Origin of the sequence: Nocardioides imazamoxiresistens (assembly GCF_032378595.1) — a bacterium.
Classification (GTDB): Bacteria; Actinomycetota; Actinomycetes; order Propionibacteriales; family Nocardioidaceae; genus Nocardioides; species Nocardioides imazamoxiresistens.
The window spans coordinates 89081-115739 of record NZ_JAVYII010000005.1 but is presented as its reverse complement, the minus strand read 5'-3'; the positions used below and the strand labels follow the sequence as shown (position 1 = coordinate 115739).

Annotated in this window: 24 protein-coding genes and 1 riboswitch; of the genes, 11 read left to right on the top strand and 13 right to left on the bottom strand. The window is 73.6% G+C overall.

What is annotated here, in order from left to right; translation table 11 throughout:
• Nucleotides 1-62: 62 nt before the first annotated feature.
• Nucleotides 63-734 carry an aa3-type cytochrome oxidase subunit III gene (gene ctaE / locus RDV89_RS12060; protein WP_438823275.1) on the bottom strand — a complete coding sequence of 224 codons (672 nt, stop codon included), beginning with the start codon at nucleotides 732-734 and terminating at the stop codon, nucleotides 63-65.
• A gap of 191 nt (nucleotides 735-925) precedes the next feature.
• On the opposite strand from ctaE, the gene RDV89_RS12055 reads away from it, so the two are divergent.
• The gene (locus tag RDV89_RS12055; RefSeq protein ID WP_315733300.1) at nucleotides 926-1324 is read left to right on the top strand and encodes an Rv3143 family two-component system response regulator; all 399 of its coding nucleotides are present in this window, start codon (nucleotides 926-928) and stop codon (nucleotides 1322-1324) included.
• Nucleotides 1321-2352: an anthranilate phosphoribosyltransferase gene (gene trpD, locus RDV89_RS12050; protein ID WP_315733299.1), complete on the top strand. Its 1032-nt coding sequence runs from the start codon at nucleotides 1321-1323 to the stop codon at nucleotides 2350-2352. Before RDV89_RS12055 ends, trpD begins: the two co-directional genes overlap by 4 nt.
• 13 nt (nucleotides 2353-2365) lie before the next feature.
• On the opposite strand, the gene RDV89_RS12045 is transcribed toward trpD, so the two are convergent.
• The 3 genes from RDV89_RS12045 to RDV89_RS12035 all read right to left on the bottom strand — a co-directional run bounded on the left by RDV89_RS12045 (nucleotide 2366) and on the right by RDV89_RS12035 (nucleotide 5250).
• On the bottom strand, nucleotides 2366-3055 hold the full coding sequence (locus RDV89_RS12045) for a hypothetical protein (protein ID WP_315733298.1): 690 nt from the start codon (nucleotides 3053-3055) through the stop codon (nucleotides 2366-2368).
• 94 nt (nucleotides 3056-3149) lie between these two features.
• Complete coding sequence (locus tag RDV89_RS12040; protein WP_315733297.1) at nucleotides 3150-3428, bottom strand: Lrp/AsnC family transcriptional regulator; 279 nt, start codon at nucleotides 3426-3428, stop codon at nucleotides 3150-3152.
• A gap of 19 nt (nucleotides 3429-3447) precedes the next feature.
• Nucleotides 3448-5250 (bottom strand): DEDD exonuclease domain-containing protein, encoded by a 1803-nt coding sequence (locus tag RDV89_RS12035; protein WP_315733296.1) that lies wholly within the window; start codon nucleotides 5248-5250, stop codon nucleotides 3448-3450.
• Nucleotides 5251-5324: 74 nt separating this feature from the next.
• Between RDV89_RS12035 and RDV89_RS12030 the strand changes: the two genes are divergently transcribed.
• The 8 genes from RDV89_RS12030 to RDV89_RS11995 all read left to right on the top strand — a co-directional run bounded on the left by RDV89_RS12030 (nucleotide 5325) and on the right by RDV89_RS11995 (nucleotide 14674).
• Nucleotides 5325-6674: an NYN domain-containing protein gene (locus RDV89_RS12030; RefSeq protein ID WP_315733295.1), complete on the top strand. Its 1350-nt coding sequence runs from the start codon at nucleotides 5325-5327 to the stop codon at nucleotides 6672-6674.
• Between the two features lie 109 nt (nucleotides 6675-6783).
• Nucleotides 6784-7842, top strand: a complete 1059-nt coding sequence (locus tag RDV89_RS12025; protein WP_315733294.1) for a glycosyltransferase family 2 protein — start codon at nucleotides 6784-6786, stop codon at nucleotides 7840-7842.
• Nucleotides 7839-10013, top strand: a complete 2175-nt coding sequence (locus tag RDV89_RS12020; protein ID WP_315733293.1) for an ArnT family glycosyltransferase — start codon at nucleotides 7839-7841, stop codon at nucleotides 10011-10013. Before RDV89_RS12025 ends, RDV89_RS12020 begins: the two co-directional genes overlap by 4 nt.
• Nucleotides 10010-10750, top strand: coding sequence for an O-methyltransferase (locus RDV89_RS12015; protein WP_315733292.1), 741 nt, complete (start codon nucleotides 10010-10012; stop codon nucleotides 10748-10750). The genes RDV89_RS12020 and RDV89_RS12015 overlap by 4 nt, the downstream gene beginning before the upstream one ends.
• Nucleotides 10751-10763: 13 nt before the next feature.
• The gene (locus RDV89_RS12010) at nucleotides 10764-11798 is read left to right on the top strand and encodes a lysylphosphatidylglycerol synthase domain-containing protein (RefSeq protein WP_315733291.1); all 1035 of its coding nucleotides are present in this window, start codon (nucleotides 10764-10766) and stop codon (nucleotides 11796-11798) included.
• Nucleotides 11779-11982, top strand: a complete 204-nt coding sequence (locus RDV89_RS12005; RefSeq protein WP_315733290.1) for a hypothetical protein — start codon at nucleotides 11779-11781, stop codon at nucleotides 11980-11982. The genes RDV89_RS12010 and RDV89_RS12005 overlap by 20 nt, the downstream gene beginning before the upstream one ends.
• 148 nt (nucleotides 11983-12130) lie before the next feature.
• Nucleotides 12131-12291, top strand: a riboswitch (cyclic di-AMP (ydaO/yuaA leader).
• A 15-nt stretch (nucleotides 12292-12306) separates the two neighbouring features.
• Nucleotides 12307-13317, top strand: a complete 1011-nt coding sequence (locus tag RDV89_RS12000; protein ID WP_315733289.1) for a C40 family peptidase — start codon at nucleotides 12307-12309, stop codon at nucleotides 13315-13317.
• A gap of 82 nt (nucleotides 13318-13399) precedes the next feature.
• Nucleotides 13400-14674 (top strand): M48 family metallopeptidase, encoded by a 1275-nt coding sequence (locus RDV89_RS11995; RefSeq protein ID WP_315733288.1) that lies wholly within the window; start codon nucleotides 13400-13402, stop codon nucleotides 14672-14674.
• Between the two features lie 106 nt (nucleotides 14675-14780).
• On the opposite strand, the gene RDV89_RS11990 is transcribed toward RDV89_RS11995, so the two are convergent.
• The 9 genes from RDV89_RS11990 to RDV89_RS11950 form a co-directional block, all read right to left on the bottom strand.
• Nucleotides 14781-14987, bottom strand: a complete 207-nt coding sequence (locus tag RDV89_RS11990) for a Flp family type IVb pilin (RefSeq protein ID WP_315733287.1) — start codon at nucleotides 14985-14987, stop codon at nucleotides 14781-14783.
• A 231-nt stretch (nucleotides 14988-15218) separates the two neighbouring features.
• Complete coding sequence (locus RDV89_RS11985; protein ID WP_315733286.1) at nucleotides 15219-15884, bottom strand: response regulator; 666 nt, start codon at nucleotides 15882-15884, stop codon at nucleotides 15219-15221.
• Nucleotides 15881-17440 carry a sensor histidine kinase gene (locus RDV89_RS11980; RefSeq protein WP_315733285.1) on the bottom strand — a complete coding sequence of 520 codons (1560 nt, stop codon included), beginning with the start codon at nucleotides 17438-17440 and terminating at the stop codon, nucleotides 15881-15883. The genes RDV89_RS11985 and RDV89_RS11980 overlap by 4 nt, the downstream gene beginning before the upstream one ends.
• A gap of 31 nt (nucleotides 17441-17471) precedes the next feature.
• Nucleotides 17472-18407 (bottom strand): type II secretion system F family protein, encoded by a 936-nt coding sequence (locus tag RDV89_RS11975; RefSeq protein WP_315733284.1) that lies wholly within the window; start codon nucleotides 18405-18407, stop codon nucleotides 17472-17474.
• A 7-nt stretch (nucleotides 18408-18414) separates the two neighbouring features.
• Nucleotides 18415-20370, bottom strand: coding sequence for a type II secretion system F family protein (locus RDV89_RS11970; RefSeq protein WP_315733283.1), 1956 nt, complete (start codon nucleotides 20368-20370; stop codon nucleotides 18415-18417).
• A complete protein-coding gene (locus tag RDV89_RS11965; RefSeq protein ID WP_315733282.1) occupies nucleotides 20370-22058 on the bottom strand; it encodes a TadA family conjugal transfer-associated ATPase in 1689 nt (562 codons plus the stop codon). Before RDV89_RS11965 ends, RDV89_RS11970 begins: the two co-directional genes overlap by 1 nt.
• Nucleotides 22059-22065: 7 nt before the next feature.
• On the bottom strand, nucleotides 22066-23259 hold the full coding sequence (locus RDV89_RS11960; protein ID WP_315733281.1) for a CpaE/TadZ family protein: 1194 nt from the start codon (nucleotides 23257-23259) through the stop codon (nucleotides 22066-22068).
• A 43-nt stretch (nucleotides 23260-23302) separates the two neighbouring features.
• A complete protein-coding gene (locus RDV89_RS11955; protein WP_315733280.1) occupies nucleotides 23303-24028 on the bottom strand; it encodes an RcpC/CpaB family pilus assembly protein in 726 nt (241 codons plus the stop codon).
• Between the two features lie 248 nt (nucleotides 24029-24276).
• On the bottom strand, nucleotides 24277-26064 hold the full coding sequence (locus RDV89_RS11950; RefSeq protein WP_315733279.1) for an AMP-dependent synthetase/ligase: 1788 nt from the start codon (nucleotides 26062-26064) through the stop codon (nucleotides 24277-24279).
• A gap of 129 nt (nucleotides 26065-26193) precedes the next feature.
• Between RDV89_RS11950 and RDV89_RS11945 the strand changes: the two genes are divergently transcribed.
• On the top strand, nucleotides 26194-26637 hold the full coding sequence (locus tag RDV89_RS11945) for an SRPBCC family protein (RefSeq protein ID WP_315733278.1): 444 nt from the start codon (nucleotides 26194-26196) through the stop codon (nucleotides 26635-26637).
• The last annotated feature ends 22 nt before the right edge of the window (nucleotides 26638-26659 follow it).

Below are 26659 nucleotides of genomic sequence, written 5' to 3'. Positions count from 1 at the left end.
GGTCCGGACGAATCGTTCGTGCGGTGGTCGGGGGGCGAGGCGGAGGGGAGTGGACCCGACCGTCACATGATCCAGTAGATCGTGGCGAAGAGCCCGATCCACACGACGTCGACGAAGTGCCAGTAGTACGAGACCACGATCGCCGAGACCGCCTGCTCGTGCGTGAAGCGGCGCGCGATGTAGGTGCGACCCAGCACCAGGAGGAAGGCGATGAGACCGCCGGCGACGTGGAGACCGTGGAACCCGGTCGTCAGGTAGAACATCGAGCCGTAGGCCGAGCTCTGCATCGTCAGGCCGGCGTGGACCAGCTCCGCGTACTCCAGCGCCTGGCCGGCGAGGAAGACCGAGCCCATGACGTACGTGAGGATGAACCACTCACGCATGCCCCAGGAACGCCACTGGTAGATCTTGCCGCTCCGGCTCACCTGCGGGCCGCCCTTGGCCGCGGACCGCTCCACGGCGAAGACGCCCATCTGGCACGTGAAGGAGGACAGCACCAGGATCGTGGTGTTCGCGGCTGCGAACGGCACGTTCAGGTGCGATGTCTCCTGTGCCCAGAGGCCGGGCTCGGCGGCCCGGATCGTGAAGTAGGCCGCGAACAAGGCCGCGAAGAACATCAGCTCGCTGGAGAGCCAGATGATCGTTCCCACGCTGACCATGTCGGGACGGCCGTGCTGCCCCCGAAGGCGGGAGGCCGGGATCGTCGCTGCTGCTGCTGTCGCCACGGGCGCCATTATGTCCTGAGAGTTCGCTGATGCGACTTCCGCCCCCACCCAAAGTCCGACGACGTGTCGTAGACGGCTCAGTGGCGCGGGAAATCCGCGCGGACGCGACCGCGCCGACGGGTGCGAGTAGCATCGCGCGGGTGAGTGCGACGACTTCTGCTCCCGGGGCCGCTTCGGCCGCAGACCCGACGCCGCCCGCGGTGCCCTTGAGGGTGCTGGTCTACAGCGACGACGTGCGCACGCGGGAGCAGGTGGTCCTGGCGCTGGGCCGCCGGCCGCACCCGGACCTGCCGGAGGTGACCTACGTCGAGGTGGCCACCGAGCCGGTGGTGCGCGAGCAGGTCTCCGGCGGCGCGGTCGACCTCGTGGTGCTCGACGGCGAGGCCGTCCCCGCCGGGGGCATGGGCATCGCCAAGCAGCTCAAGGACGAGGTCTACGACTGCCCGCCCGTGCTGGTGCTGACCGGCCGGCCGCAGGACGCCTGGCTCGCGACCTGGTCGCGCGCCGAGGCCGCCGTCGCGCACCCCATCGACCCGGTGCTGCTGGCCGAGACCGTCGTCGGTCTGCTGCGCGAGCGCCGCGCCCTGGCCGCCAGGTGACCTGGCCGGAGGTGCTCGCGACGCTGGTCGCGGGCCGTGACCTCACGCCCTCGCAGGCCTCGTGGGCGATGTCCGAGGTGCTCGCCGGGCAGGCGACCGGCGCCCAGGTGGCCGGCTTCGCCGTCGCGCTGCGCGCCAAGGGAGAGAGCATCGACGAGGTGCTCGGCCTGGCCAGCGCCATGTCGGAGGCCGGCACGCGGCTGGAGGTGCCGGGGCGGCTGCTCGACATCGTGGGCACGGGCGGGGACCGGTCGATGTCGGTCAACATCTCGTCCATGTCGGCCATCGTCGCCGCGGGCGCCGGGGCGCGCGTGGTCAAGCACGGCAACCGTTCGGCCTCCTCCAAGTCCGGCAGCGCCGACGTGCTCGAGCACCTCGGCGTACGCCTCGACCTGCCCGCCGCCCGCGTCGCCGAGCTCGCGGAGGAGGTCGGCATCACCTTCTGCTTCGCCGCCGCCTTCCACCCCGCGATGCGTCACGCCGCCGCGGCCCGGCGCGAGCTCGGCATTGGCACCACGTTCAACTTCCTCGGCCCGCTGACGAACCCGGCGCGCCCCCAGGCCCAGGCCATCGGCTGCGCCGACCCGGCCATGGCGCCGGTGATGGCGGGCGTGTACGCCCGTCGCGGCGTGGACGCGTGGGTGTTCCGCGGCGACGACGGCCTCGACGAGCTGACCACCACGACGACGTCGTCGGTGTGGGTGGTGGCCGACGGCGAGGTCGCGACGACGAGCGTCGACCCGGCGGCGCTCGGGGTGCCGCGGGCCACGACCGAGGACCTGCGCGGCGGCGACGTCGCGCACAACGCCGACGTCGTGCGCCGCCTGCTGGCGGGGGAGACCGGCCCGGTGCGCGACGCCGTGGTGCTGAACGCCGGTGCCGCGCTGGCCGTGCACGCCCGCCGCGACGGCGAGGCCGTCGACCTCGAGCCGCAGCTGGTGGCGGGGATGGAGCGCGCGGCCGCGGCGATCGACACGGGGGCGGCCGCGGCGACCCTGGAGCGCTGGGTCGCGGCCTCGGCGGACTGATCCGCCGGGCGGCTCAGGCCGCGACGGGCTCGCGGTCGTCGGCGCGCACCCGCTGCGGGCGCGTGACCTCGGCGGGGCTCAGGTCGAGGACGTAGGACCGTCCCTCGCGACGGAAGCCGAGCCGGGCGTAGTAGGGGTCCTTCATGTTGGGCGGCGTCAGCACGCGGCGGACACCGCGACCGCGCAGGATGTCGCTGCGCAGCCACACGTGCTCGCCGGCGGCGCAGTCGCGGAAGCCCGGCGTCACGTAGTCGAGCTCGACGTAGGCGACCTCGTCGCGCGTGCGGAGCACGACCACGCCGACGGTCTCGTCACCCTTCTGCACGAGGTACGCCTGCAGCTCGTTGCGCGCCGGGTTCCACACGAAGTCGGGCTGGTGCCGGTGGATGTCGACGTCGTGGGTGCGCAGCACGTGGTTGAGGTACGCGTCGCCCGAGCCGACCGCGAGGACCGTGAAGCCCTGCTCCTGCTGGGGCCGGCGCCGCATGCGCGCCAGGAACCACAGGTTGATGGTCAGCAGCACGACGTTCATCGCGACCATGGGCCACACCTGGATCAGCAGGTTGAAGGTGGCCAGCGTGACCGTGGCGGCAGCGTTGAGCAGCCGGAACCGAAGCACCCGCGTCTGCAGGATCGATCCGACGAGGAGCGCGGAACCGGTCCACCCGAGCAGGGGCAGCCAGTGGTCGAGGAGCCAGGTCACTCCCTGGATGTTACAAACATGTTTCGCTGCGACCAGCAGATTCTCGCGCTACGGCCCGTGAACTCCGTCACCCGTCCGCGCGGGCCGCTGCGCCTCAGTCGAGACCGAGGGAGAAGGCCGACTCCAGGTCGTGGCGCGAGTACGCCCGGAACGCGATGTGCGTCTCGGTGGAGGTGACGCCCTCGACCTTGTTGAGCCGGTCGGCGACGACGGCGGCGATCTCGTCGTGCTCGCGCACGCGGATCAGCGCGATGAGGTCGATCTGACCGGTCACCGAGTAGACCTCGCTCACCCCGTCGACGGCGGCGATGGCCTCGGCGACCTCCGGGATGCGATCGACCTCGGCGTTGACGAACACGATGGCGGTGATCACGGTCACCGAGCCTAGGGCATCACCGGGCCGGCCGGGCCTCGGGCGCGAGACCCCGCCGGTCGGCGAACGGGGACGCGGCCTCGCGGGCCCGCGCGCCCACGTCGGTCAGCCAGAGGTGACGCGCGGCCCCGGCGACGGGGAGCGCCCACTCGCCGTCGACGTCGACGAGACGCACCCCCGGCTGCTCCAACCACGTCAGGACGGCCTCGGACTCCTCGGCGCTCGCGGCCGGCACCGGCCCGGGGGCCGGACGCACCGTCTCGGCCGCGGCGCGCAGGCTCGCCACGTACGCGTGGGCGTCGTGCCCGGCGGGGATCACCCCGGCGGCCGCGAGTCGGCCGTGGCGCACGACGTGCACCGCCCAGCGCCCGCTCTGCTCGCGCAGCGCGGCGACGAGCTCGGTGCACCCGGTCAGCGAGCGCAGCCGCTGGGAGCGGGAGACGCCGCGGACGAACGCCGCCAGCCGGTCGCGGTGCACCCCGGCCTCCTCGTAGCGCTCCTGCGCCGCGTACGTCTCCATCCGGGTCGTGACGTGATCGACCACGGCTGCGGCGTCGGCGACGAGCGCCCGCTCGACGCGGGCGACCACCGCCGCGTACTCCAGCTCGCTGGCCGAGCCGTCGCAGGGCGCCAGGCACCGGCCCAGCTCGGCCAGGACGCAGGCGGAGCGCGAGGGCGACCGCGGCAGGCGGCCCGTGCACTGGCGCAGGGGGAACGTCTCGTGGAGCACCTCGACGCAGCGCTCGGCGGCCTTGCGGGAGCCGAACGGACCCAGGTAGACCGCGTCGTCGTCGAGCACCTTCGTCACCAGGGAGAGCCGCGGCCACGGCTCCTGGGTGAGCTTGACGAAGTGCGTGCGCTCGGGGAAGCGCGAGCGCCGGTTGTAGCGCGGCTTGTGCTCGGCGATCAGGCGCAACTCGCGCACCCGCGCCTCGAGGGTGGTGGCGCACTCGACCGCGCGCACCCGCTCGGCGATGCCGATCATCTCGCCCATCCGCGAGCGCGTCTCCGACGACGTGAAGTAGGAGCGCACCCGGGTGCGCAGGTCGCGCGACGTCCCGACGTACAGCACCCGGTCGGCGTCGTCGACGAACAGGTAGACCCCGGGCGCGTGCGGCAGGCCCTCGGCGAGGTGGCGCTTGCGCCGCTGGGCGGGCGTCACGCGGGAGCTGAACTCCTGCAGCTCCTCGAGGGTCTGCACGCCGAGCCCGCCGAGCCGCCCGAACAGGCCGTGCAGCACGTCGACGGTCGCGCGGGCGTCGTGCAGCGCGCGGTGGTCGGGCGTGGTCGTGGCGCCGAAGACGCGGGCGAGCGAGGACAGCTTGCAGTTGGGGGCGTCGTCGCGGGTGATCACGCGGCGGGCCAGCCGCGCGGTGTCGACGACCTCGAAGGCCGGCCACGGGCGCGCCTGCTCGCGGGCGAAGTGCTGCAGGAAGCCGACGTCGAACGGTGCGTTGTGGGCGACCAGCACGCAGCCCTGCGCGAACTCCAGGAAGGACGGCAGGGCCTCCTCGATGCTCGGGGCCCGCGCGACCATCGCGGTCGTGATGCCGGTCAGCACGGTGATGAAGGCCGGGATCTCCTCGTGGGGGTTGACCAGCGTCTGGAACTCGCCGAGCACCTCGCCGCCGCGCACCTTGACGGCGCCGATCTCGGTGATCTTCGAGCCCTGGGCCGCCGAGGCGCCCGTCGTCTCCAGGTCGACCACGCAGAACGTGACGTCGCGCAGCGGTCGCCCCAGCTCGTCGAAGCCGCTCTGCTCGGCCCACCGCGAGCGCGGGCGGGAGGGGGAGGAGGGCGTCGCGACGGTGCTGCTGTCCATGTCCGCGGACGCTAGGGGCGGCCACCGACAGTTCGGGTCCGGCGCGCCCCCGCAGGTCCTAGGCTGGAGGCACTGTGACGACCGACGAGCCCACCACCGCTGCGCCCGGGACGCCCGGGACGCCCGCGACGCCCGGCCTGACGGAGCCGGTCCGGGCGCGTCTCGTGCAGGTCGCGGCCCAGCTGCTGCCCGCGGTCGGCGTGCTGCCGGCGCCCCTGCGGCGGGTCGCGGCGTTCGCGCCCCAGCGGCGCGCGCGGCTCGGCGGTGCGCAGATCCTCGCCGCCCTGGCCGACGACGACCTGCGCGAGCGCGTGGCGACCCAGGCCGCGGCCCGCGGCTCGACGGCCGACCTGCTGCGCGACGCGGGTGAGCCGGCGACGGACCCCGTCGCCCACGACCCGCTCGACGTCGCCGCCCTCCTCTGGCTGCAGCGACCCGAGGGCTGGGAGCAGGCGTACGCCGCCGCGCTCGCCCGCCACGACGAGGCGGTGCGCTCCGCCGAGGCCGCCGGCGACGCGGAGACCCGCGACCGCCTCGAGCGCCGGGTCGAGGTGCTCGGCGACGAGCTCGCCGCGCAGCGGGCCGAGCACAAGGAGCAGCTCGACGAGGCCCGGGCGGAGAACACGCTGCTGCGCCGGCGCCTGGGGGAGACGCGGGCGGCGCTGCGCGGCGCGCAGGGCGACGCCGAGCGGGCCACCGAGCAGGCGCGGGCCGCGGAGCAGCGCAGCACGGCGGCCGTCGCGGCCGCCGAGAGCGAGTCGCGGCGTCTGCGGCGCCAGCTCGCCGAGGCGCAGGCCCAGGCCGCGCAGCACCGCTCCGAGCACCGTGCGGACCGCGAGGACGCGACGCTGCGCACGCGGCTCCTCCTCGACACCGTCGTCGACGCCGCCCAGGGCCTGCGCCGCGAGCTGGGCCTGCCGGCCGCCGAGGGGTCCCCGGCCGCGAGGTACGAGCAGGCGCTGGCGGGTGAGGGCGCCCGCACCACCTCGGCCTCCGGGGCGCTCGGGACGGGCAGCCCGGCGCTGCTCGAGCAGCTGCTCGCGATGCCGCGGGCCCGGCTGCTGGTCGACGGCTACAACGTCTCCAAGCAGACGTGGGGCAGCGCCTCGCTCGAGGTGCAGCGGATGCGCCTGGTCAACGGCATCGCGCCCATCGTCGCCCGGTCGGGCGCCGAGACCACGGTGGTCTTCGACGCCGCCTCGTCGCCGACCCGTCCCGTGGTCGCCGCTCCGCGCGGCGTGCGCGTGGCGTTCAGCCCCGAGCACGTCATCGCCGACGACGTGATCCGCGACCTCGTCGCCCTCGAGCCCGAGGGGCGGATGGTCGTGGTGGTGACGAGCGACCAGGCGCTGGCCCGCGACGTGCGTCGCGCCGGCGCGACCGTGATGGACAGCGTCGCCCTGGCGGGGCTGCTGACGCGCTGAGGCCGGATCCGCCACGGCCGTTTCGTGCGGGCGTCGCGTCGGGTTCGGCTCACGTTCGCCTGCGCACGCGACAACCTCGGGAGTCGTCCGTCTCCCCAGGAGGTTCGCTGTGCTGCCGTGGGTCGTCATCCCCGCTCTCGACGAGGCGGAGAACCTCCGGGTCCTCGTGCCGCACGTCGTCCACCACGCGCAGGCGCTGCACCCCGGGGCCCGCGTCCTCGTCGTCGACGACGGCTCGACCGACGGCACCGGTCGGGTGCTGCGCGAGCTCGCCGCGACGCACGGCTGCGTGGAGATCGAGACGAACCGGCACAACCTCGGCAAGGCCGCGTCCCTGCGCCGCGGCTTCGCCCGCGCGCTCGAGGGCGGCGCCGACGTCGTCGTGATGATGGACGCCGACGGCCAGGACGACCCGGCCGAGCTCGTCGCGCTGGCCGCGGAGCTGGAGCGGGGGGCCGACCTGGTCACCGGCGCGCGGCTCACGCGCCGCGACCGCTTCGTCAAGCGCACCACCTCGCGGCTCTACAACCGCACCACCGCCGCGCTGTCGGGCACGCCCGGCAAGGACTTCAACTCCGGCTTCAAGATGATGCGGGCCGAGGTCGCCGCCGACGTGGCGCCGATGCTCTACGGCGAGATGCACCGCTACCTCACCGTGATCGCCCACGAGATGGGCCACCGCGTCGCCGAGGTGCCCGTCGAGCACCACCCGCGGATGAACGGCGCCAGCAAGTACGGCCTCGCCCGCTTCTGGCGCGGCTTCATCGACCTCGTCACCGTGCGGTTCCTGCTCTCCTACGAGAACCGCCCCTCGCACCTGTTCGGCGGCATCGGGTTCTCCTGCCTGAGCGTCGGCACGCTCCTGCTGGCGTACCTCAGCGGGCTCAAGCTGGTCACCGGCGCCGTGATCGGCGACCGTCCGCTGCTGCTGGCCGGAGTGCTGCTCGTGCTGGTCGGCCTGCAGCTGCTGCTGTTCGGGCTGCTCGCCGAGCTCGTCGTGCACGCCCGCAACCAGTCCGCCGCGGCGCCGCGGCCGCACTACGACCCGCGGCGCCTCGTCGCCCCCGCGGAGCGCCCGCGCGCGGCCGAGCCCCACCGGGAGACCGACTTCGGTCTCCACGACCAGCTCGCGCCGCGGCCCGCGGGCGGTGCGGGACGGACCACGTGACCCAGCTGGACGAGCGCCCCCGCAGCGGTGGGGCCGCCGCCCCCGCCGCGAGCGCCCGGGACCACGCCGACGGGTCCGGTGTCCCCGGGCCGCCGCGCGTCCTCGTGGTCGTCGCGGGCGTGGTCGCCGCGACGACGAGCGTGCTCGCGGTGCTGGGCGCCTGGCGTACCGGCATGTCGTGGGACGAGGCGTACCACGTCGAGCGGATGCGCTCCTACCTCGCGACGGGGTGGTACCTGCTCGAGGGCGACATGGACGGCGACCGGCCCGGCGCGTGGGAGGACCAGTCGTACGTCTACGGCCCCGTGACCGCGTGGCTGATGCACCTGGCCGCCCGGCTCGCGGGCCTCGAGGGGGCCGGCGAGGTCGTCGCGACCGAGCAGGCGTACGCCGTGCGCCACCTCGTCGTCGTCGCGCTCGGCCTCGTCGGCTCGGCCGCGGTCGCCCTGACCGCCCGCCGCCTGCTCGGCTCCTGGGGCTGGGGCCTCGTCGCGGCCGCGGTGCTCGGCGCGATCCCCATGTGGACCGGGCACACCATGTTCAACGTCAAGGACGTGCCCGTCGCGACGGGCTGCACGCTGGTGACCGCGGGCCTCGTCGTGCTGCTCACCGGACCGGCGGCGGCCCGGGCCGGGGGGCCCGCCCGGATGCTGGCGCTCGCGGGACCGGGGCTGCTCGTCGTCGCCGGCTGGGTGCTCGCCCTGGGCACGCGGCCCGGGATCTGGCCGGCCCTGGTCGCCTCGCACGGGGCGGCGGTCCTGGTGCTGGCGCTGCGGCGCGTACGCCCGAGCGGCCCGGCGTCGGCGGCCGCGCTGGTCGGCGCGCCCGTCGTGGCCTGGGGCGTCCTGCTGGCCGTCTACCCGGCCGTGTTCAGCACGCCGGTGACGACCCTGTGGGAGTCGGCGACCTCCTCGTCGCGCTTCGACGGCCGCTCCGGCGAGTGGTTCTACGTGCCCGCGCTGCTGGTGGGGGAGACGCCGCTGCTGCTCCTGGCGCTGGTGGCGCTGGGGACGGTGGTCGGGGTGCGCCGCGTGCTCGCGCGCCGCCCCGAGGACCTCGGGTGGCTGCTGGTCGGCGTGCAGGCGTTCACGCTGCCGCTGCTGGCGATGGTCCGCGAGTCCAACCTCTACAACGGGCTGCGCCAGCTGCTGTTCATGGTGCCGGCCATGGCGCTGCTCGCCACCCTGGGGATCGCGGTGCTGGTCGCGGCCGCGGCGCGGCGGGCACCGCGTACCGGCGCGTTCGTCGGCGGCGGCAGCCGCGTCCTGCCGACCGTGGTGCTGGCGGCCGTGACGGTCGCCGTGGTGGCGCCGACGGTGGCGCAGCTGCGCCTGTTCCCCTACGGGTACGCCTTCGCGACCTGGCCGTCGTACGCCGTCGACGAGGCCGCCGACACCGACTACTGGCGCACGGCGGTGCGCGAGCTCGCGCCGCAGGTGCCGGCCGACGGCTGGGTGACCTGCTCCCCGGCGGTCGACGAGCAGGGCCGGGCGCTGCGCCGCTCGCTCGACGGCGACGAGAACTGCGCGGAGTACGTCGTCGGGCCGCTGTCGGCGTACGCCGGCGAGCGCGGGACCGAGGTCGGCATCGGAGCGACGGAGTTCTGGTCGATCACCGCGGGCCCGCGCCCGCGCGGGAACAACTGCGAGCAGGTCGCCGTGCTGAGCCGTCCGGGCGCCGCGTTCGGCCTGGGGGCGCTCGTCGGGATGCCGGAGCGCGACGTGATGGCGCGCCTCGCCCGCTGCGACCTGGCCCTGCCCGTCCACGACCGCGGCGTCATGGTCTTCGGGCACGGCGGCGACGCCGGGACGTACGAGCTCGGCGGCTGGAGCGCGCACACGACGCGGGAGGGGGTCCGGCTCGACGGCGCGCAGGCGCAGGTCGGGTTCGTGTCGCCCGTCGCCGCCGCGCCGTCGGCCGAGCTGCGCCTGGACGTCACGGGCGACGTCGCCGTCGCCGTCAACGGGGTCGCGGTCGCGCTCGGCGCCCCCGACGCCGACGGCCTGCGCAGCGCCACGGTGCCCGGCGCGGCGCTCGCGGCCTACGGCGACGACCGCGTCGTCGTCACCGTCAGTCGGGCCGACGGCACCGACGGCACCGACGGCACCGCGGACCCCGCCCGTCCCCGCCTGCTCAGCCTGGAGCTCGACCCGTCCGAGGAGGACCGATGATCCGGATCAAGCGTCTCTACGTCGTCCTGGCCCGCGCCGTGCGCACCGTGCTCGGCGCGATCGGGGTGATCGGCCTGCTCGACCGGTGGGCCGCGCGCTCGCGCACCGGCCTGTGGGTGCGCTCGTGGTTCTCCGTCTACGACCTCGACGCGCTCGTGGCGCACGACGTCCCGTGGTGGACCTTCGACGCGGCCGACGCGGTCGCCGACTTCCTCGCCGCGCGCCCGGGGGCGCGGGCGCTGGAGTGGGGGTCGGGGGCCTCCACGGTGTGGCTCGCCGCGCGGTGCGGCGAGGTGGTCTCGATCGAGCACGACGCGGCGTGGGCCACGTCGATGGCGCGGGTCCTGCCGGACAACGCGAGCCTGCGGGTCGTCCCGCCGGTGGACCTGCGCACCCGGCTGAGCCGCGACGTCGTGCCGTCGTCGAAGCGGGGCTTCGAGGGCCTCGACTTCGCGGACTACGTGGCCGAGGTCGACCACGTGCCCGGCGACTTCGACGTCGTCGTGGTCGACGGGCGGGCCCGCGAGGCGTGCCTGCGGCGGGCGGTCGAGCGGCTGCGGCCCGGCGGGATGGTGGTGGTCGACAACGTCGAGCGCGCCCGCTACCGCGCGGCGATCGACGAGGTGTGCGGTCGCCACGACGTCACGGTGACGTGGACCCGCGGGCGTACCCCGACCCTGCCCTACCCGACCGCGACCGCCCTGCTCGAGCGCGCGCCCGTCGTGCACGCGGCGTGACGGGGGCGGTGCGGTGAGCGGTCCGGTGAGCGGGGCGGGCGAGGAGGCGACCGGACGCGGTCGTCGTCGGCCCGTGCGCGACCTGGTGGTCCGCACGGTCTTCCTCGGTGTCGTCCTCGGCTGCGCCGTCTGGAGCCTCGACGGTCGGTGGGACGAGGTCGGCGACGCGCTGCGGGGCGTCGCGCCGCTCTCGCTGGCGGCAGCCGTCCTGCTGACCTGCGCCGGCCTCGCCGTGACCGCGGTGGTCTGGCGCCGGCTGCTCGTCTCGTTCGGCCACGACGTGCCGGGGCGACCGGCCCGGTCGGTCTTCTTCGTGAGCCAGCTGGGCAAGTACGTCCCCGGCGCCGTGTGGGCGATCGGCGTGCAGGCGCGGTTGGCGATGCGGTACGCCGTGCCCGTGCGCGTCAGCGTCACCGTCGCGCTGCTGTTCACCGGCGTCCACCTGCTCACCGCCGGCCTGTTCGCCGGCGTCGTGGTGCTCGTCGCGGGCGTCGAGGTGCCCGGCCCCCGGTGGGGCTGGGCGCTCGGGACGCTCGGGTGCGCGGTCGGGCTCGTGCCCGCGGTGCTGTCGCGGCTGGTGGCGCGGGCGGCCGGGACGCCGTGGAGCGCCCGGGCGCGTGACGCGCTCGGCGTGGTCGCCCTGATGGCGCTGGTGTGGGTGCTGTACGCCGGCGCCGTGCTGCTGCTCGTGCCCGACCCGTCGCCCACGCTGTGGGCCGCGGTCGCGGTGGCGTTCGCCGCGGGCTACGTCGCCGGCGTGCTGGTGGTCGTCGCTCCCGCGGGCCTGGGCGCGCGCGAGACGGTGTTCGTGCTCGTCCTGTCGCCGGTGACCGGGCTGCCCGTCGCGACCGCCGTCGCCCTGCTGGCCCGCCTCGTGCACGGGGCCGCGGACCTGGCGATGGCGGCGCTGGCCTGGACCGACGCGCGGCGGGTGGGGGCCGGGGCGGAGGCCGGCGGAGCGTCCGGGACCGGGGCCGGGGCGACTCGCGGGAGCGAACTGTCGGTGGCGGGTGGCACGGTCCGTGGACATGACGACGATCGACTGTGACACCTGCCTGGTCCGCGGTCTGCACTGCCACGACTGCGTGGTGACCGCGCTGCTCGGCCCGCCGCCCGAGCTCGCGTTCGGCGACGAGGAGCAACGCGCCCTCGACGTGCTCGCGGCCGGGGGACTCGTGCCCCCGCTCCGCCTCGTCCAGGCCGAGCGCGGCCCGGACATCGAGTCCGCCTGACGCTCGGCCGGGGTGACCTGGGCCCTCGCCGGAGCGGGTCGCGACACGTCGCACGGATGTGGGCGATCGGTTTGCCGCGCCCCGAGGGGCCGACTACCCTCAGCCGAGGCTTCCGTGGGAGTGGACCAACAGGTTCGCGCGGGAGCCGCGCCGAGTCGGGCCGAGTCCAGCAGTGGACGGAGCCGGAGCCGGGGAACCATTCCTCTGGGGTGTGTCCTTCCCGAGGCGCCCATCCGGGCGTGGAGGGGAGGAGGGGCAGGTCGTGCCCTAACCCGTCAGCTCACCTGGTAGGCGTACGACTGCGAAGAAGGAGAGCGCCCACACGTGCGCAACGGACGCAAGCGGTTCACGGCCGGTCTGGCCACCGCGGCGGTGCTCGGCATCGCCTTCGTGCCCAGCTCGGCCCAGGCGGAGCCCGACATCGACGACGTGCGGACGCAGGTGGAGGAGCTCTACCACTCCGCCGAGCAGGCCTCCGAGCGTCGCAACGACGCCCACATCGAGCTGGAGCGCCTCGAGGGCGAGCTCTCGGTGCTGCAGGCCGACGAGGCCGCGCAGAGCGAGGGCTTCGAGTCGGTGCGCGGGCAGGTCGCCGACGCCGTCGTCTCCCAGTCGCAGGGTGCGTCCGTCGCCCCGGTGACCGAGGCCGTCCTCTCCGGCAACACGCAGGACTTCCTCTCCGAGCTCTCGACCCTGTCGACGTACAACGACGTCCAGGGCCGCATCGTCTCGACCTACACCACCGAGCTCGCCTCCCTGCAGATCCGCCGCGAGGCCACGCAGGAGCGCGTCGACCGGATCGCCGAGGTCGAGGCCCAGGCGCAGGCCGAGAGCGACGCGATCGACGAGCAGGTCGCCGAGGCCGAGGCGCTCCTGGCGACCCTCGAGGCCGAGGAGGCCGCGACGGTCCTGGCCAGCGAGGGCACGTCCGACCCGGTCGAGGCCGCCGAGGTCGCCGAGACCGCGACGTCGAACGCCGCCGTGTCCGGCAGCGTCAGCGCGGTGCTCGACTACGCCCTGGCGCAGGTCGGCAAGAGCTACGTCTACGGCGCGTCCGGCCCCAACTCGTTCGACTGCTCGGGCCTGACCTCGATGGCGTGGGCGCAGGCCGGCGTCTCGCTGCCCCGCTCGTCGAAGGCGCAGTACAGCGCCGGCACCAAGGTCTCGCGCAGCGAGCTGCAGCCCGGGGACCTCGTCTTCTACTACAGCCCGATCAGCCACGTCGGCATCTACATCGGCGACGGCCAGATCGTGCACGCGGCCAACCCGCGCACCGGCGTGGAGGTCACCTCGGTCGGCTCGATGCCCTACTCCGGCGCCGTCCGCCCCGGCTGAGCCGCCGCACACGCACCCTCCGAGAGCCCCGGGACCACCGTCCCGGGGCTCTCGTGCGTCGTGGCGGCTACCGTTGCGCGACGTGAGCGAGTCCCCGCAGCCGACGGCCACCCGTCGTGGTCCCACCGTCGTCGCGCTGGCGGCCGCGCTCGTCGGCACCGCGCTGTTCGTCGCCCTCGCGGCCTGGCTCGTGCCGTGGGACCCGGTGCCCGGCGGAGTGCCCGAGCCGGCCGACCCCTCGACCATCCTGACGCCGACGGAGATCGCGCGCGGCGACGCGTACGGCGTCTACGGCCGCGCGCTGAGCTGGACCTCGCTGGCCGTCTCGGTCCTGGTCGCGCTGTGGCTGGGCCTGGGGCGCTCGGGCGCCGCCCTCGTGCGGCGGCTGCCGGGGCCGTGGTGGGTGCAGGCGGTCCTCGGCGTGCTGGCGGTGACCGTCATCGGGCGGCTCTTCACCCTGCCGTTCTCCTACCTGCTGTGGCGCCGCCGCGTGACCGAGGGGCTCTCGACGCAGGACACCGGCGCCTGGTTCTCCGACCTGTGGCTCAACGTGCTCGTCTCGGCGGTGACCGTCTCGCTGGCGGTGCTCGTCGCCGTCGGCTGCGCCCGCCGGTGGCGACGCTGGTGGCCCGCTATCGCCGGCGGGATCGCGGCGGGGCTCGTCGTGCTCGGCTCGTTCGTCTACCCGCTGCTCGTCGAGCCGCTCTTCAACGACTTCGAGCCGCTGGCCGACGGCGAGCTGCGCACCGCGGTGCTCGCCCTGGGCGAGGAGGAGGGCGTCGGTGTCGACGAGGTGCTCGTGGCCGACGCGTCGCGGCGCACGACCGCGCTCAACGCGTACGTCTCCGGCTTCGGCAGCACCCACCGCGTCGTGCTCTACGACACCGCAGTCGCCGGTCTGCCGCAGGACGAGCTGCTCTCGATCGTCGCGCACGAGCTCGGCCACGCGAAGAACCATGACGTGCTGGTCGGGACCGGCCTCGGCGCCGCGGGCGCCGTCGCGGGGGTGGGCCTGCTGGGGCTGCTCGTCGGTACGCCCCTGCTGCGCCGCCGCTCCGGGGCGACCGGGATGGCCGACCCGGCGGCGGTGCCGCTCGTGCTGGCGCTCGTGGCGGTCGGGACGTTCCTCGTCGCGCCGGTGCAGAACGGGATCAGCCGGCAGATCGAGCGGCGCGCGGACGTCGTCGCGCTCGAGACGACCGAGGACCCCGACGCGTTCGTGCTGATGCAGCGCGAGCTGGCGGTGCGGTCGGTGTCCGACCCGACGCCGTCCGCGTGGGGGCAGTTCTGGTTCGGGAGCCACCCGACGACGATGGAGCGCGTGGCGCTCGGGATCAGGTACGGCGCGGGGGAGTAGGACCAGTGGGTCGGCGGTGGGGTCGGCGGTGCGTTCCGGCGGTGGAAATGCGAGAAGCCGGGCCCCCTCCCTCGGGGGCCCGGCTTATCGCTGTGTCAGTGGGACGTCACTCGCCGCCGTCGACGCCCGCGCCACCGAGCTCGCCGCTGATGGTGTCGAAGGCAGCGTCGATCTGTCCGCCGAGAACGAAGACGATCGCGACGATGAGCGCAGCGATGCCGGCGACCAGGAGGCCGTACTCGACGGCCGAGGCGCCCCGCTGGTCCGACTTGGACTTCTGCGCGCCGAGGAGGAGGTTCAGGAACTGGATCATGGTGACTGCCTTTCGGGAGGTGCTGCTCGGGTCCGACCGGGTGTCCCCGGCGATGGCTCAATCCTGCGATCCGGCGCTTCCGGGCGGTATCGGATGTTCGGGCGGAGCCGGCTGGCGACTTGTGACTAGGACCAAAGGTCCCGGGTCCGTCGTCCGTTCGGCAGGTCCCAGGGACGGGCGTGGGACCTGCCGGGAGGTCCCGCCCACGCGCCTTCGAGCATCGCTGCTGGGTCAGCTCTGGCGGGGGCTGCTCACGCTGGAGAGCAGGCCGATCCGCATGGCGGTGACCACGGCCTGCGCGCGGTTGGCGGCGCCAAGCTTCTGGTAGATCCGGGCGATGTGCGACTTCGCGGTCGACTCGCTGATGTGCAGCCGTCGGGCGACCTGGAGCGCGGCGAGCCCGTCGGCGAGGAGCAGGAGGATCTCGTGCTCCCGTTCCGATAGCCGCGTGGACTCCCCGGACATCCGGCGCACCATGGCCTGGGCGAGGCCGGCGCACACGAAGGTGCGCGGCGACCGCGCGGCGTGGGCGGCGGTCTTCAGCACCTCCGAGGCGGGAGCGTCCTTCCCGACGAACCCCGATGCGCCGGCCTCCATGGCGGCGAAGATCTGCTCGTCGCCGGAGTGCATGGTCAGGATGACCAGGCCGGTGTCCGCCGACCGGGCCCGCACCCGCCGCACGATGTCGAGACCGGTGCCGTCGGGCAGCTGCAGGTCGGTCACGATGACGTCGGGCGCGAGGTCCTCGGCTGCCCGCAACGCCTCGGCCACGGAACCGGCTTGGCCGGTGACGCGCAGCGTGGGGTCGCGTCCGAACGCCAGGGCGAGACCGCCCCGGATGAGCTCGTGGTCGTCGACGAGGAGGACCGAGACGGGCTGCTGCTCGGGCGTGCTCATGGGCGTGCTCCTGGTGGGCGTTCGGGTGCCCCCGGGCTGCGACGCGAGCCCAGGTTGACGTGGATGACGGTGCCAAGACCGGTGCTGTCGATGGTGAGGTGGGCGCCGACGAGTTGCGCGCGCTCGCGCATGATCGTCAGGCCGTGGGAGTCGGCGCGCCCGGGGCCGAGACCGCGGCCGTTGTCGCGCACGACCAGTCGGGCCCGGGGGGCGTCGACGCGGCACTCGACGTCGATCTCGGAGGCGCCCGCGTGCTTGACTGCATTGGTCATGGCCTCCTGGGCGATCCGCAGGAGCTCCGCCTCGACCTCCGGGCGTAGCCGCACGGTCCGCTCCTCGACCGTGCAGCGGATGGAGATGCCGGAGGACTCGGAGAGTCGCCGCGCCAGGCCGGCGACCGCCTCGCCGAGGCTCTGGGCCGCGTCGGCGTCCATCCTCAGCGCGGTGACGGAGGTGCGCACCTCGGCGACGACGCGCGTGATCGTGCCGCGCAGCAGCTCGATCTGCGGTCTTACGTCGTCGGGTAGCGGCCCGTCGACGATCGCGTCGACCAGGTAACCCATGGAGGCGATGTCCTGTGCCACGCCGTCGTGCATCTCGCGGGCGAGGCGGCGACGCTCGTTGCGCGTCGCCGCATGGCTGACCTCCGAGAACAGGAGCGCAGTGTCGAGCTGCGCCGCGAGCGTGTGTGTGTGCTGAGCAGCCGAACGGAGGCGATGGGCCAGGCTGCGTCGGGAGAGCGCGAGAGATGGCGAGAGGTGGCCCGCAGCGAGGATCGTCTGCTCGCCGATGGTGGAGAGAGGGACCGCAAAGCGGTCACCGTCGAGCACCACCGACCTGGTGCGCAGAGCGGCCTCGACCTGCGGGGGTGCGTCAACGGCCCCTGTCGTGCCGTGGTCGACCGCTTCGAGAAGGGATCCGGTCACGATCGGTGCCAGGTCACGCCCCCCGCCAGCCCATAGGGACACCTCGAGGCTCGGCACGACGTCCTGGAAGCCGGCTAGTGTCCTGGCTCCGATCGCCTGGGGGTCGAGGCCGGCCTGGAGCGTGTCCGACAGCCCCAGCAGCTCTTGGAGCAGAAGCCGAGCCTCGTGGTAGGGCGCCAGCGCGTCGCGCGCACGCAGCGTGGAGCGCACGAAGAGCGCGATGAGCCCGAGGCCGATTCCCAGCAGCACGCCGACGACGGCGTCGCTGGCGAGCTCTACGCTCACACGTCGGTTCTCGGCCACGAAGGACGTTGCCACCACCACGACCTGGAGCGTCACGACGCCGAGGAGCCCGACGAGTCCGCGCCGCAACCCGGCGACGAACGGGATGATCGCGAGGGCGGCGAGCGGCAGCTGCGCGACAGACACGGCCGAGTAGGCGCCCAGGATGGCGAGAGCGGCGGCCTCGGCCAGCAGGACGGGCGTCGAGTCCACGCGGACGGACAACGCGAGGCCGAGCAGGATGACGAAGGACAGGCTGAGTGCCAGGGCGATCGCCGGCCCGTCGTGGGCGAGGGTGAGCGGCACCGTTGTCGCCACGACGGCGAGAGCCCGCGCCGCGAACTCCACGGCCAACGGGCTAGGTGAAGTCCTGCGGGTCTCAGCCCCCACCGAAGTTCGAACCCGCGATGGTGATGACGGCGGGGCCCATCACCACGATGAACAGCGACGGGAGGATGCAGAAGATGAGGGGAACGGTGATCTTCACCGGCACCTGCTGTGCCTTCTTCTCGGCGTGCTGGCGCCGCCGGACGCGCATCTCCTTCGACTGGGTCCGCAGCACCTGGCCGACGGAGACGCCGAAGACCTCGGCCTGCGCCAGCGCGCCGACGAACGACCGGAGGTCGGTGACCGTCGTGCGGTCCGCCATCTTGCGCAGGGCCTCCGCGCGTCCGACGCCCAGTTGCATCTCCCGCAGCACCCGGGCGAACTCCTCGGCGACCGGCCCCTCGGTGTTGCGGGCGACCTGTTGCAGCGCGGCATCGAAGCCCAGTCCCGATTCGACGCTGATGGTGAGGAGGTCGATGGCGTCGGCCAGGTCGTTCTGGATTCGTTCGGCACGGTTGTACGCCTTCTGGTACAGCCAGAGGTTGGGCGCGAAGAAGCCGAGCAGACCTCCGGTGACGACGGCGATCAGCAGCCACTGGAGGTTCGCCGAGAGGATGAGCCCGTAGAGACCCGCAGCGACGAACCCGACCACCGCGCCGGCGACCTTGGCGGAGGCCACCCGTTCGACCGTCCACCCCGCCGGGCCGCCGGCCAGGTCCAGTTTGCGCTGTATCTTTTGCGCGCCCTCGCCGCCCGTCAGCCGGCGTCCGGCGTTGTTGAAGCGACCGAGCAGGGGGGTGAGCACCCGCTCGTTGAACGACTTCTCGGCGTCGTCGCGCAGTTCTTGTGGTGCGGAGTTCAACGCCTCCAGGTACGCCAGGGAGCGACCGATGCCGGTGGCGTCGTCGGCGACCGGTCGCGTCGCGATCCAGGCCACCGCGAAGGCGGCGCCGAGCAGCACCACGGCGAGGACGATCAACATGGCCATCGCGACATCACACCTTCACGCTCACGATCTTCTTCATCCAGAACGCTCCGCCGCTCAGCACCACGAGGCCGACGACCAGGAGCAGCAGTCCGAGCACCGTCGTGTAGAGCGGTCGGACGTACGTCGGGTTGGCCACCAGCAGGTACAGGAAGAACGCGGGCGGCAGACCACCGATGACGTAGGCGGAGAGCTTGCCCTCGGCGGCGAGGGTGTCGACCTGACGGCGCAGGTACTCCCGCTCCCGCATGGTGAATCCGACGGTGTCGAGGAGCTCGCCGAGATTGCCACCGACCTCCCGCTGGATCCGGATGGCCATGACCACCCAGCGGAAGTCCTTGCTGTCGTACCGCTCGGCGAGATCGGACAGCGCGTCCTCCAGGCCCACGCCGAGCCGCGTCTCGACGAGGACCCGCTTGAACTCCGACGCGATCGGCTCCTGGCCCTCACGCGTGATGGTGTCGCACGCCTGCGCCAACGACAGACCCGCCGACAGGGCGCTGGACATGAGCTGCAGCGTGTCCGGCAGCGCCGAGTTGAACGCCTTCTGCCGGCGCGAGCGCTTCACGCCGAGCCACACCCACGGCAGCACGGCGCCGAGGGCGAGGAAGATGAGTCCCACGACGATGCTGCCGCCGCTGACCAGGGCGCCGACGACGCCGAACGCGACGAAGATGCCGACGTGGGCGAGCAGCCACTCGGCGGGCTTGAGCGCGCTGCCGGCTCCCTCGAGCCGCGCGGAGATCCTCGCCTCCAGGCCCTTGTTGCGGCTCAGCACCTGTCGGGCGGCGTCCTTGGCCTGCTCGAGGGCGACGTCGGGGTCGCGGCGGCGGGCCTCGTCGGCCGGCGCCTTGCGCAGGCTCTGCGCGCTGACGGCCTCGGTGTAGGAGGTCACGCGGTCGGCGGCGGTGGGCTCCGGCCGGCGACGGCCCAGGGCCAGCACCAGGGCGGCCAGCAGCCCGACGGCGAAGGTGCCGACGCCGGCCCAGAACGTCCAGGCGGGCAGCACGAAGCCGGCCGACGACGGCGCCGGTGGAGGGCCGTCGCCCGCCGGGGCGGCCGCGACCGCCAGGTCGCCGAGCGGGGCGACGGCGGAGGCGGTCGTCGTGGCGCCGCCCGCGTCGGTGACCTCGACCCGCAGCTGCGCGGTCGAGCCGTCGACGCCCGGGGGCACGGTGACCTGCAGCGCGACCTGGCTGGCCAGCGTCTGCGCCTCGCCCTCCAGCACGCCCGCGATGCTCTCCGCGTCGGCCTGCAGCACCGAGCCGCCCGACGCCTCGGCCAGGGTGGTGAGGGAGGCCAGGTCGGAGTCGTCGTCGAGCGCCACGGCGTCGAGGCGTACGCCCGTCTCCTCCAGCTGCGCGACCGTCGCCGGCAGGTCCCCGCCGACGCTGTCCTCGCCGTCCGAGACGAGCAGCACCTGCCGCTGCCCCTCGGCGCCCAGCAGGGCGACCGCGTCCTGCACGGCGGCGTAGAGCGCGGTGTCCTCCGCGGTCTCGAGGTCCTGCACCGCGGCGCGCACGGCGTCGTGGTCGAGCGTCGGCTCCAGCACGGTGACGGGCTCGGCGTCGAACGTCACGAGCCCCACGGAGACGTCCGCGGGCACGGTGTCGAGGAACCGCAGCGCGGCCTCCTCGGCTCCCTCGAGCCGGTCGTCCTCCTCCATCGACAGGGAGGTGTCCATCGTCAGGACCGCCGTGCGCGCGATCGCGCTGACGTCCTGGTCGACCTGCGCCGTCGCGGGCTCGTCGTCGAGGAACGCCTGCACGCCGTCGTCGGCCACCTGCGTGCCCGCGGGCAGCGTCACGAGGACGTCGAGGAACTCCTCGCCCGGCTCGATGAGGTCGATCGAGACCGTCGTGGCGGGGTCCGTCGGCTCCTGCGCGTGGGCGGCACCGACGGGTACGCCCAGCAGCGCGGCCGCGGCGAGCGCGGCCGGCAGGCGTACCGACGGGGTGCGGATCATCAGGACCTGTCCAGGGCGAAGAGCATCGGGTCGACGGTGACGTTGTGGTACGCCATCTTGTCGAGGAACTTCGGCCGCAGACCCGTCGACCTGAGCCGTCCCAGCGACCGCCCGGTGGAGTCGAACCCGGCGCCGTGGTCGTAGACGAAGATGTCCTGCAGCGTGACGACCTCGCCCTCCATCCGCTCCACCTCGGTGATGTGCGTGATGTGGCGCGTGCCGTCCTTGAAGCGGGTCTGGTGCACGATCAGGTCGATCGCGGAGGCCATCTGCTCGCGGATCGCGCGCATCGGCAGGTCCATGCCCGCCATCAGCACCATCGTCTCGATGCGCGACAGCGTGTCGCGCGGACCGTTCGAGTGCGCCGTCGCGATCGAGCCGTCGTGGCCGGTGCTCATCGCCTGGAGCATGTCGAGCGCGGAGGCGTCGCGCACCTCGCCGACGATGATCCGGTCGGGCCGCATGCGCAGGCTGTTCTTCACCAGGTCGCGGATGTTGACCTCGCCCTTGCCCTCGATGTTCGCCGGGCGCGACTCCAGCCGCACCACGTGGTCCTGCTTGAGCTGCAGCTCGGCGGCGTCCTCGATCGTCACGATCCGCTCGTCGGAGGGGATGAACGACGAGAGGACGTTGAGCGTCGTGGTCTTCCCGGCGCCGGTCGAGCCCGAGACGATGATGTTGAGCCGACCGCGCACGCAGGCCTCGAGGAAGTCGGCCGTGCGCGGCGTCAGGGAGCCGAACGAGATCAGGTCGTCGACCGTCAGCGGGTCGGCGGCGAACTTGCGGATCGTCAGCGCGGAGCCGTCGATCGCCAGCGGCGGCACGACGGCGTTGACGCGGCTGCCGTCGGGCAGGCGGGCGTCGACCATCGGGCTGGACTCGTCGACGCGGCGCCCGAGCCGCGACACGATCTTGTCGATGATGCGACGCAGGTGCGCCTCGTCCACGAACGTGGTGTCGACCGCCACGATCCGACCGTCGCGCTCCACCCACACCTGCTGCGGGCCGTTGACCATGATCTCCGAGACCGCGGGGTCGCGCAGGAACTCCTCGATCGGGCCGAAGCCCAGGATCTCGTCGCTGATCTCCTGCGTGACGCGGGCCCGGTCGGCGTTGCTGAGCGGACGCTCCTGGGTGGCCAGCACGTCCTGCAGCACGGCCTTGACCCGCACGGCCAGCTCGTCCTGGTTCATCTTCGCGTCGTAGAGCTGGGGGCCGAGCTGCTGGAGCAGCTGGCCGTGCACGCTCGACTTCACGTCCTCGATCCGGTCGTTCTGCTGCGCCGCGAGCAGCGTGCGCGAGCCCGAGGTGGTGCCGCCGAGCTCGGACTTCGGGGGCAGCGGCTTGTGGCGACCGGGTGCCTCGGCGGCGCGGCCGGCCTGCGGCACCCGCTTCGTCTGCGCCGGGGTGGGGGCCTCGCCGACGGCGCCGATCGAGGAGATCGCGCGGGAGATGGTGTCGTCGACGAGGGACGCCGGGGCCGGCTCGGGGGCGGGTGCGGGCTCGGCGGCGGGCGCGGGCGCCGGCGCGGGCCCGGGGACCGGCGCCTCAACGACCTCGGTCGTGTCGCGGTCGGCGTCCAGCAGGTCCCCTGCGGTGGGGGTGCGCGGCGGCGTACCGGCCTGGGCGTCCGAGTCGGCCTGGCGGCGCGCGGCCGCGGCGGCGAGGCGTTCGGCGAGCGTGCTCATCGGGGGGTCACCTCCGGCGACGGAAGAAGCCGCCGCGCTCCTCGCGGGACTCCTCCGGGGTGGTCGTGCGGGCAGGGGAGGGGCGCTCGCCGGAGACGGCGACGCCCGCGAGTCGGGCGGCGAGGTGCTGGAACTGCAGGCTGGACGCGTGGTCGGGCCGCGCGGCGACGATCGGGCGCCCGGCGTTGGTGGCGGCGGCGATCTCGACGGCGGTGGCCACCTGGGCCGCGATCTTCAGCCCGAGGATCGCCTCGACCTTCTCCGCCCCGATGCCGACCTCGTCGTCGGCGCGGTTGAGCAGCAGGTGGCGGTGGCCCTGCGCGATGCCGAGGGCGTCCATCGTCTCGAGCGCGACCTTGACGTTCTTGAGGGTCGGCACGTCGAGGGTCGCGACCATCACGCACTCGTCGACCTCGTCGAGAGCGGTCAGCGTCAGCTCGTCGAACGCGGGCGCGGTGTCGACCACGACGAAGTCGAAGTTCTCCGCCAGCGTGCGCAGGGTGCGCGCGATCAGCGTCGGCGAGATCCGGTCGCGGGCGTCGGGGGTGCTGGGCGCGGCGAGCACCATCAGCGAGTCCTCGTGGCGCGTCAGGATCGGCTCGAGCAGGTGGAAGTCGAGCGAGTCCTCCGAGCCGACCGCGTGCTCGATGGAGTGCGACGGGAACAGCTGCAGGGTGATGGCCACGTCGCCGAACGCCAGGTCGAGGTCGACCAGGCACACCTGCCGCGCCCCGCGGTCGGCGAGGGCCAGCGCCAGGTTGACCGCCGCGGTCGTCTTGCCGACCCCGCCCTTGGGCGAGAAGCAGGCGACGATCCGGCCCTGCCGCGCCACCCCGCCGGGGCCCCGCAGCGCGATCCACAGCTGGTACGCCCGCTCCACCGCGCCGCTGACCGCCGCGAGGTCCGCGGTGGGCACCACGTCGCGGACGCCGGCGTGCATCGCCTTGGTCAGCACGTCGGTGTCGACCTTGTCCCGCACGATCACGACGCTGACGGTCGGCCGGGTGAAGCGCAGCGTCTCGCAGACCTCGAGCGCGATGGCGAAGTCGACACCGGGGCCGAGCACGGCGACGTACTCGTCCGGCCGGTTGTCCAGCCACGACGAGAGCCGCTCGGTGCTGTCCATGCCGTGCCCCCCGGGGGGCAGGGCGGTGAGCAGCTCGCTGAGCGTGGCGCTGTCCGGGTCGACGACGACGGGCATGGGGTGGGTGACTCCTCGCTGGTGGGGCGGGTGGGTGCGGGGATCAGGGCAGGTCGCCGGCGGAGACCGACTGGCCCCGCTCGAGCGCGACGCCGTCGCCGCGCAGGACGAGCGTCAGGGTCGCGCCCTGACCGATCGCGGTCGTCAGGTCGAGCGCCTCGTCGGGCGTGAGACCCAGGGTCACGATCGTGTTCTCGACGACGTCGCCGGTGGCCTCGCCCTCGGTGCCCGTCTCGGCGGACGACAGGGGGGCGGAGGAGCCGACGCCGAGGATCGACGTCTCCGGGATCAGCACGAGCGACTGGCCGCCGCTGGCGACCGAGAGCACCGCCACGGAGTCACCGGGGCTGGCGAAGCCGGCGACGCGGCCCGCGTCGTCGAGCTGCACGGCCTGCGCGACGCGGCCCTCGGGCACGGGGAGCACGACGCCGGTGCGCACCTCGTCGGCGAACTTCGCCGTCGTGATCTGCTCGCCCACCGCGATGTCCATCGCGGCCAGCTGGCCCTCCAGGGCGTCGGCGTCCGCCTCGGTGACGTAGCCCTCGAGCAGGTGGCCCCGCGGCACCTCGTCCTGCTCGATCTTGCCGGCAGCCAGCGCGGCGTCGAACGTCTCGCCGAGACCGATGGGCTTCACGGCCCGGTAGACCTCGACGGTGTCGTAGCGGCTGTCCGCGCGGGCGTCGGCCCCCCGCGCGTACGCGATGACGAGGGCGAGCCCGAGGGCCGCGACGACCGCGGCGACGATGAGCAGGATCCTGCGTCGATCCATGAGAACGGCGTCCCCTTCCAGGCATGGCGTGCTTCGGGGACGCGCGTCGCACCGGGGTCGACCGCATCGCGGACGTCCCGGCGCTCCACCCTCCCGTCGAGCACCTTGCCCGAACCGATCGTTCAGTTCCGACCATTTCCGATGGATTTGGACGAACTGGATCACGCTGGTCTAGACCAGGGAGACGTTGCAGGCCCCTTGCGGGGGCGTTCGGTCTCGCTTGCGCGGACCTTGAGGAACTGGCCGGGTCAGGAGTAGAGCGCCTCGACCTCGGCGCGGAACTCGCGCATCACGACGTTGCGCTTGAGCTTGAGGCTCGGCGTCAGCTGACCGTCCTCCTCCGTCCAGTCGATCGGCAGGATCGAGAACTTCCGGATCGACTCCGCCTTGGACACCGCCTTGTTGGCGTCCTCCACCGCGGACTCGACCTCGGCGACCAGGTCCGGGTCGTCGACGAGGTCGGCGATCGAGCCCTTCTTGCCCTTCGCCTCGGCCCAGGCCGGGAACGACTCCGGGTCGATGGTGACGAGCGCGCCGATGAAGGGCTGGCCGTCGCCGACGACCATGCACTGCGAGACGAGGTGGTGCGCGCGCAGGCGGTCCTCGAGCACGGCGGGCGCGACGTTCTTGCCGCCGGCCGTCACGATGATCTCCTTCTTGCGGCCGGTGATCCGCACGAAGCCCTCGTCGTCGACCTCGCCGACGTCGCCGGTGCGGAACCAGCCGTCGGCGTCGAGCGCCTCGGCGCTCGCCTCCTCGTTGTCCCAGTAGCCCGCGAAGACCTGTCCGCCGCGGAAGTGCAGCTCGCCGTCGTCGGCGACCCGCACGGCGGTGCCGGGCAGCGGGCGACCGACGGTGCCGATCTTCTGCGCGTCCGGCAGGTTCACCGTCAGCGCGGCCGTGGTCTCGGTCAGCCCGTAGCCCTCCAGCACGCCGAGGCCGATGCCGCGGTAGAAGTGGCCGAGCCGCTCGCCCAGCGGCGCGCCGCCGGACACGGCGTACCGGCACTCGCCGCCGAGCGCGGCCCGCAGCTTGCCGTAGACGAGCTTGTCGAAGAGGGCGTGCTGCAGGCGCACGGTCAGCGGCGCGCGCCCCGTGTCCTGGCCGCGCGACCAGGCGATGGCCACGTCGACCGCGCGGTCGAAGATCTTGCCCTTGCCGTCGGCGGCCGCGTTCTGCGAGGCGGTGTTGTAGACCTTCTCGAACACGCGCGGGACCGCGAGGATGAAGGTCGGGTGGAAGGCGCCGAAGTCCGCGACGAGCTTCTTGATGTCGGCGGAGTGACCGAGGCGCACGCGGGCCTTCACGGCGCCGATCTGGATGATCCGGGCGAAGATGTGCGCCAGCGGGAGGAACAGCAGCGTCGAGGCGCCCTCCTCGAACAGCTCGTCCAGCTCGTCGACCGCGACGCCCAGCTCGAACATGAAGTTGCCGTGCGTGAGGCGGCAGCCCTTCGGGCGGCCGGTGGTGCCGGAGGTGTAGATGAGCGTCGCGAGGCTCTCGGGCGTCACGGCCGCCCGCCGCGCGGTGATCTCGGTGTCGGGCACGTCGCTGCCCAGGGCGGTCAGCGCGTCGACCGCGCCCTCGTCGATGGTCCACACGCTGCGCACGGTGTCCGCCTCGCCGCGCGCGTCGGAGACCCGGTCGACGTGCGCGGCGGTCTCCGCGACGACGGCGACGGCGCCGGAGTCGGCGAGGATCCAGGCGATCTGCTCGGCCGAGGAGGTCTCGTAGATCGGCACCGTCACCGCGCCGGTCGACCAGATGGCGTAGTCCAGCAGCGACCACTCGTAGCGCGTCTTCGACAGCAGCGCCACGCGGTCGCCCGGCTGGACGCCCGACGCCACGAGGCCCTTGGCCACCCCGTCGACCTCGACGAGGAACTCCGCGGCCGTCACGTCGGTCCAGGCGCCCTTCGCGTCGCGCCGGCTGAACGACACGGCCTGCGGGGCCTCGGCCGCGTTGCGGACGATGTCGTCCGTCAGGTTGCCGGTCGTCGAGATGTCGATCGTGAGGGGGGTGGAGTACTCGCGCACCGATGGTCTCCTTGCTGGAGGGCGGACATGCCGACGGAACGTTACCGCCGGGCGGTGCCGCCGAGGGGTCCGGTACGCTCGCCGAGCGTCGGGCGGGCGCCACGCCCGCCCCCTGGCTGGGAGGTCGCAGTGGCAGAGCAGACGTCGTCCACGATCGTGATCGACGCCCCTGCGGCGCAGGTCATGGCCGTGATCGCGGACTTCGAGTCCTACCCCGAGTGGGCGACCGGGATGAAGGACGTCGAGGTCGTCGAGCCCGGCGCCGCCGGCGAGCGCGCCCGGCAGGTCCGGTTCGTCCTGGACGTCGCCCCCATCAAGGACGAGTACACGCTCGCCTACACGTGGGCGGGCGACCGTGAGGTGACGTGGAACCTCGTCAAGGGCGGCATCCTGCGCGCCCTCGACGGTGCGTACACCCTCACCGAGCTGCCCGGCGGCAGCACCGAGGTCACCTACCGCCTGCAGCTCGAGGTCACCATCCCGCTGATCGGGATGCTGCGGCGCAAGGGCGAGAAGATCCTCATCGACACGGCCCTCAAGGGGTTGAAGAAGCGCGTCGAGGCCCTTGCCTGACCCACGGGTCCTGCTCTTCACC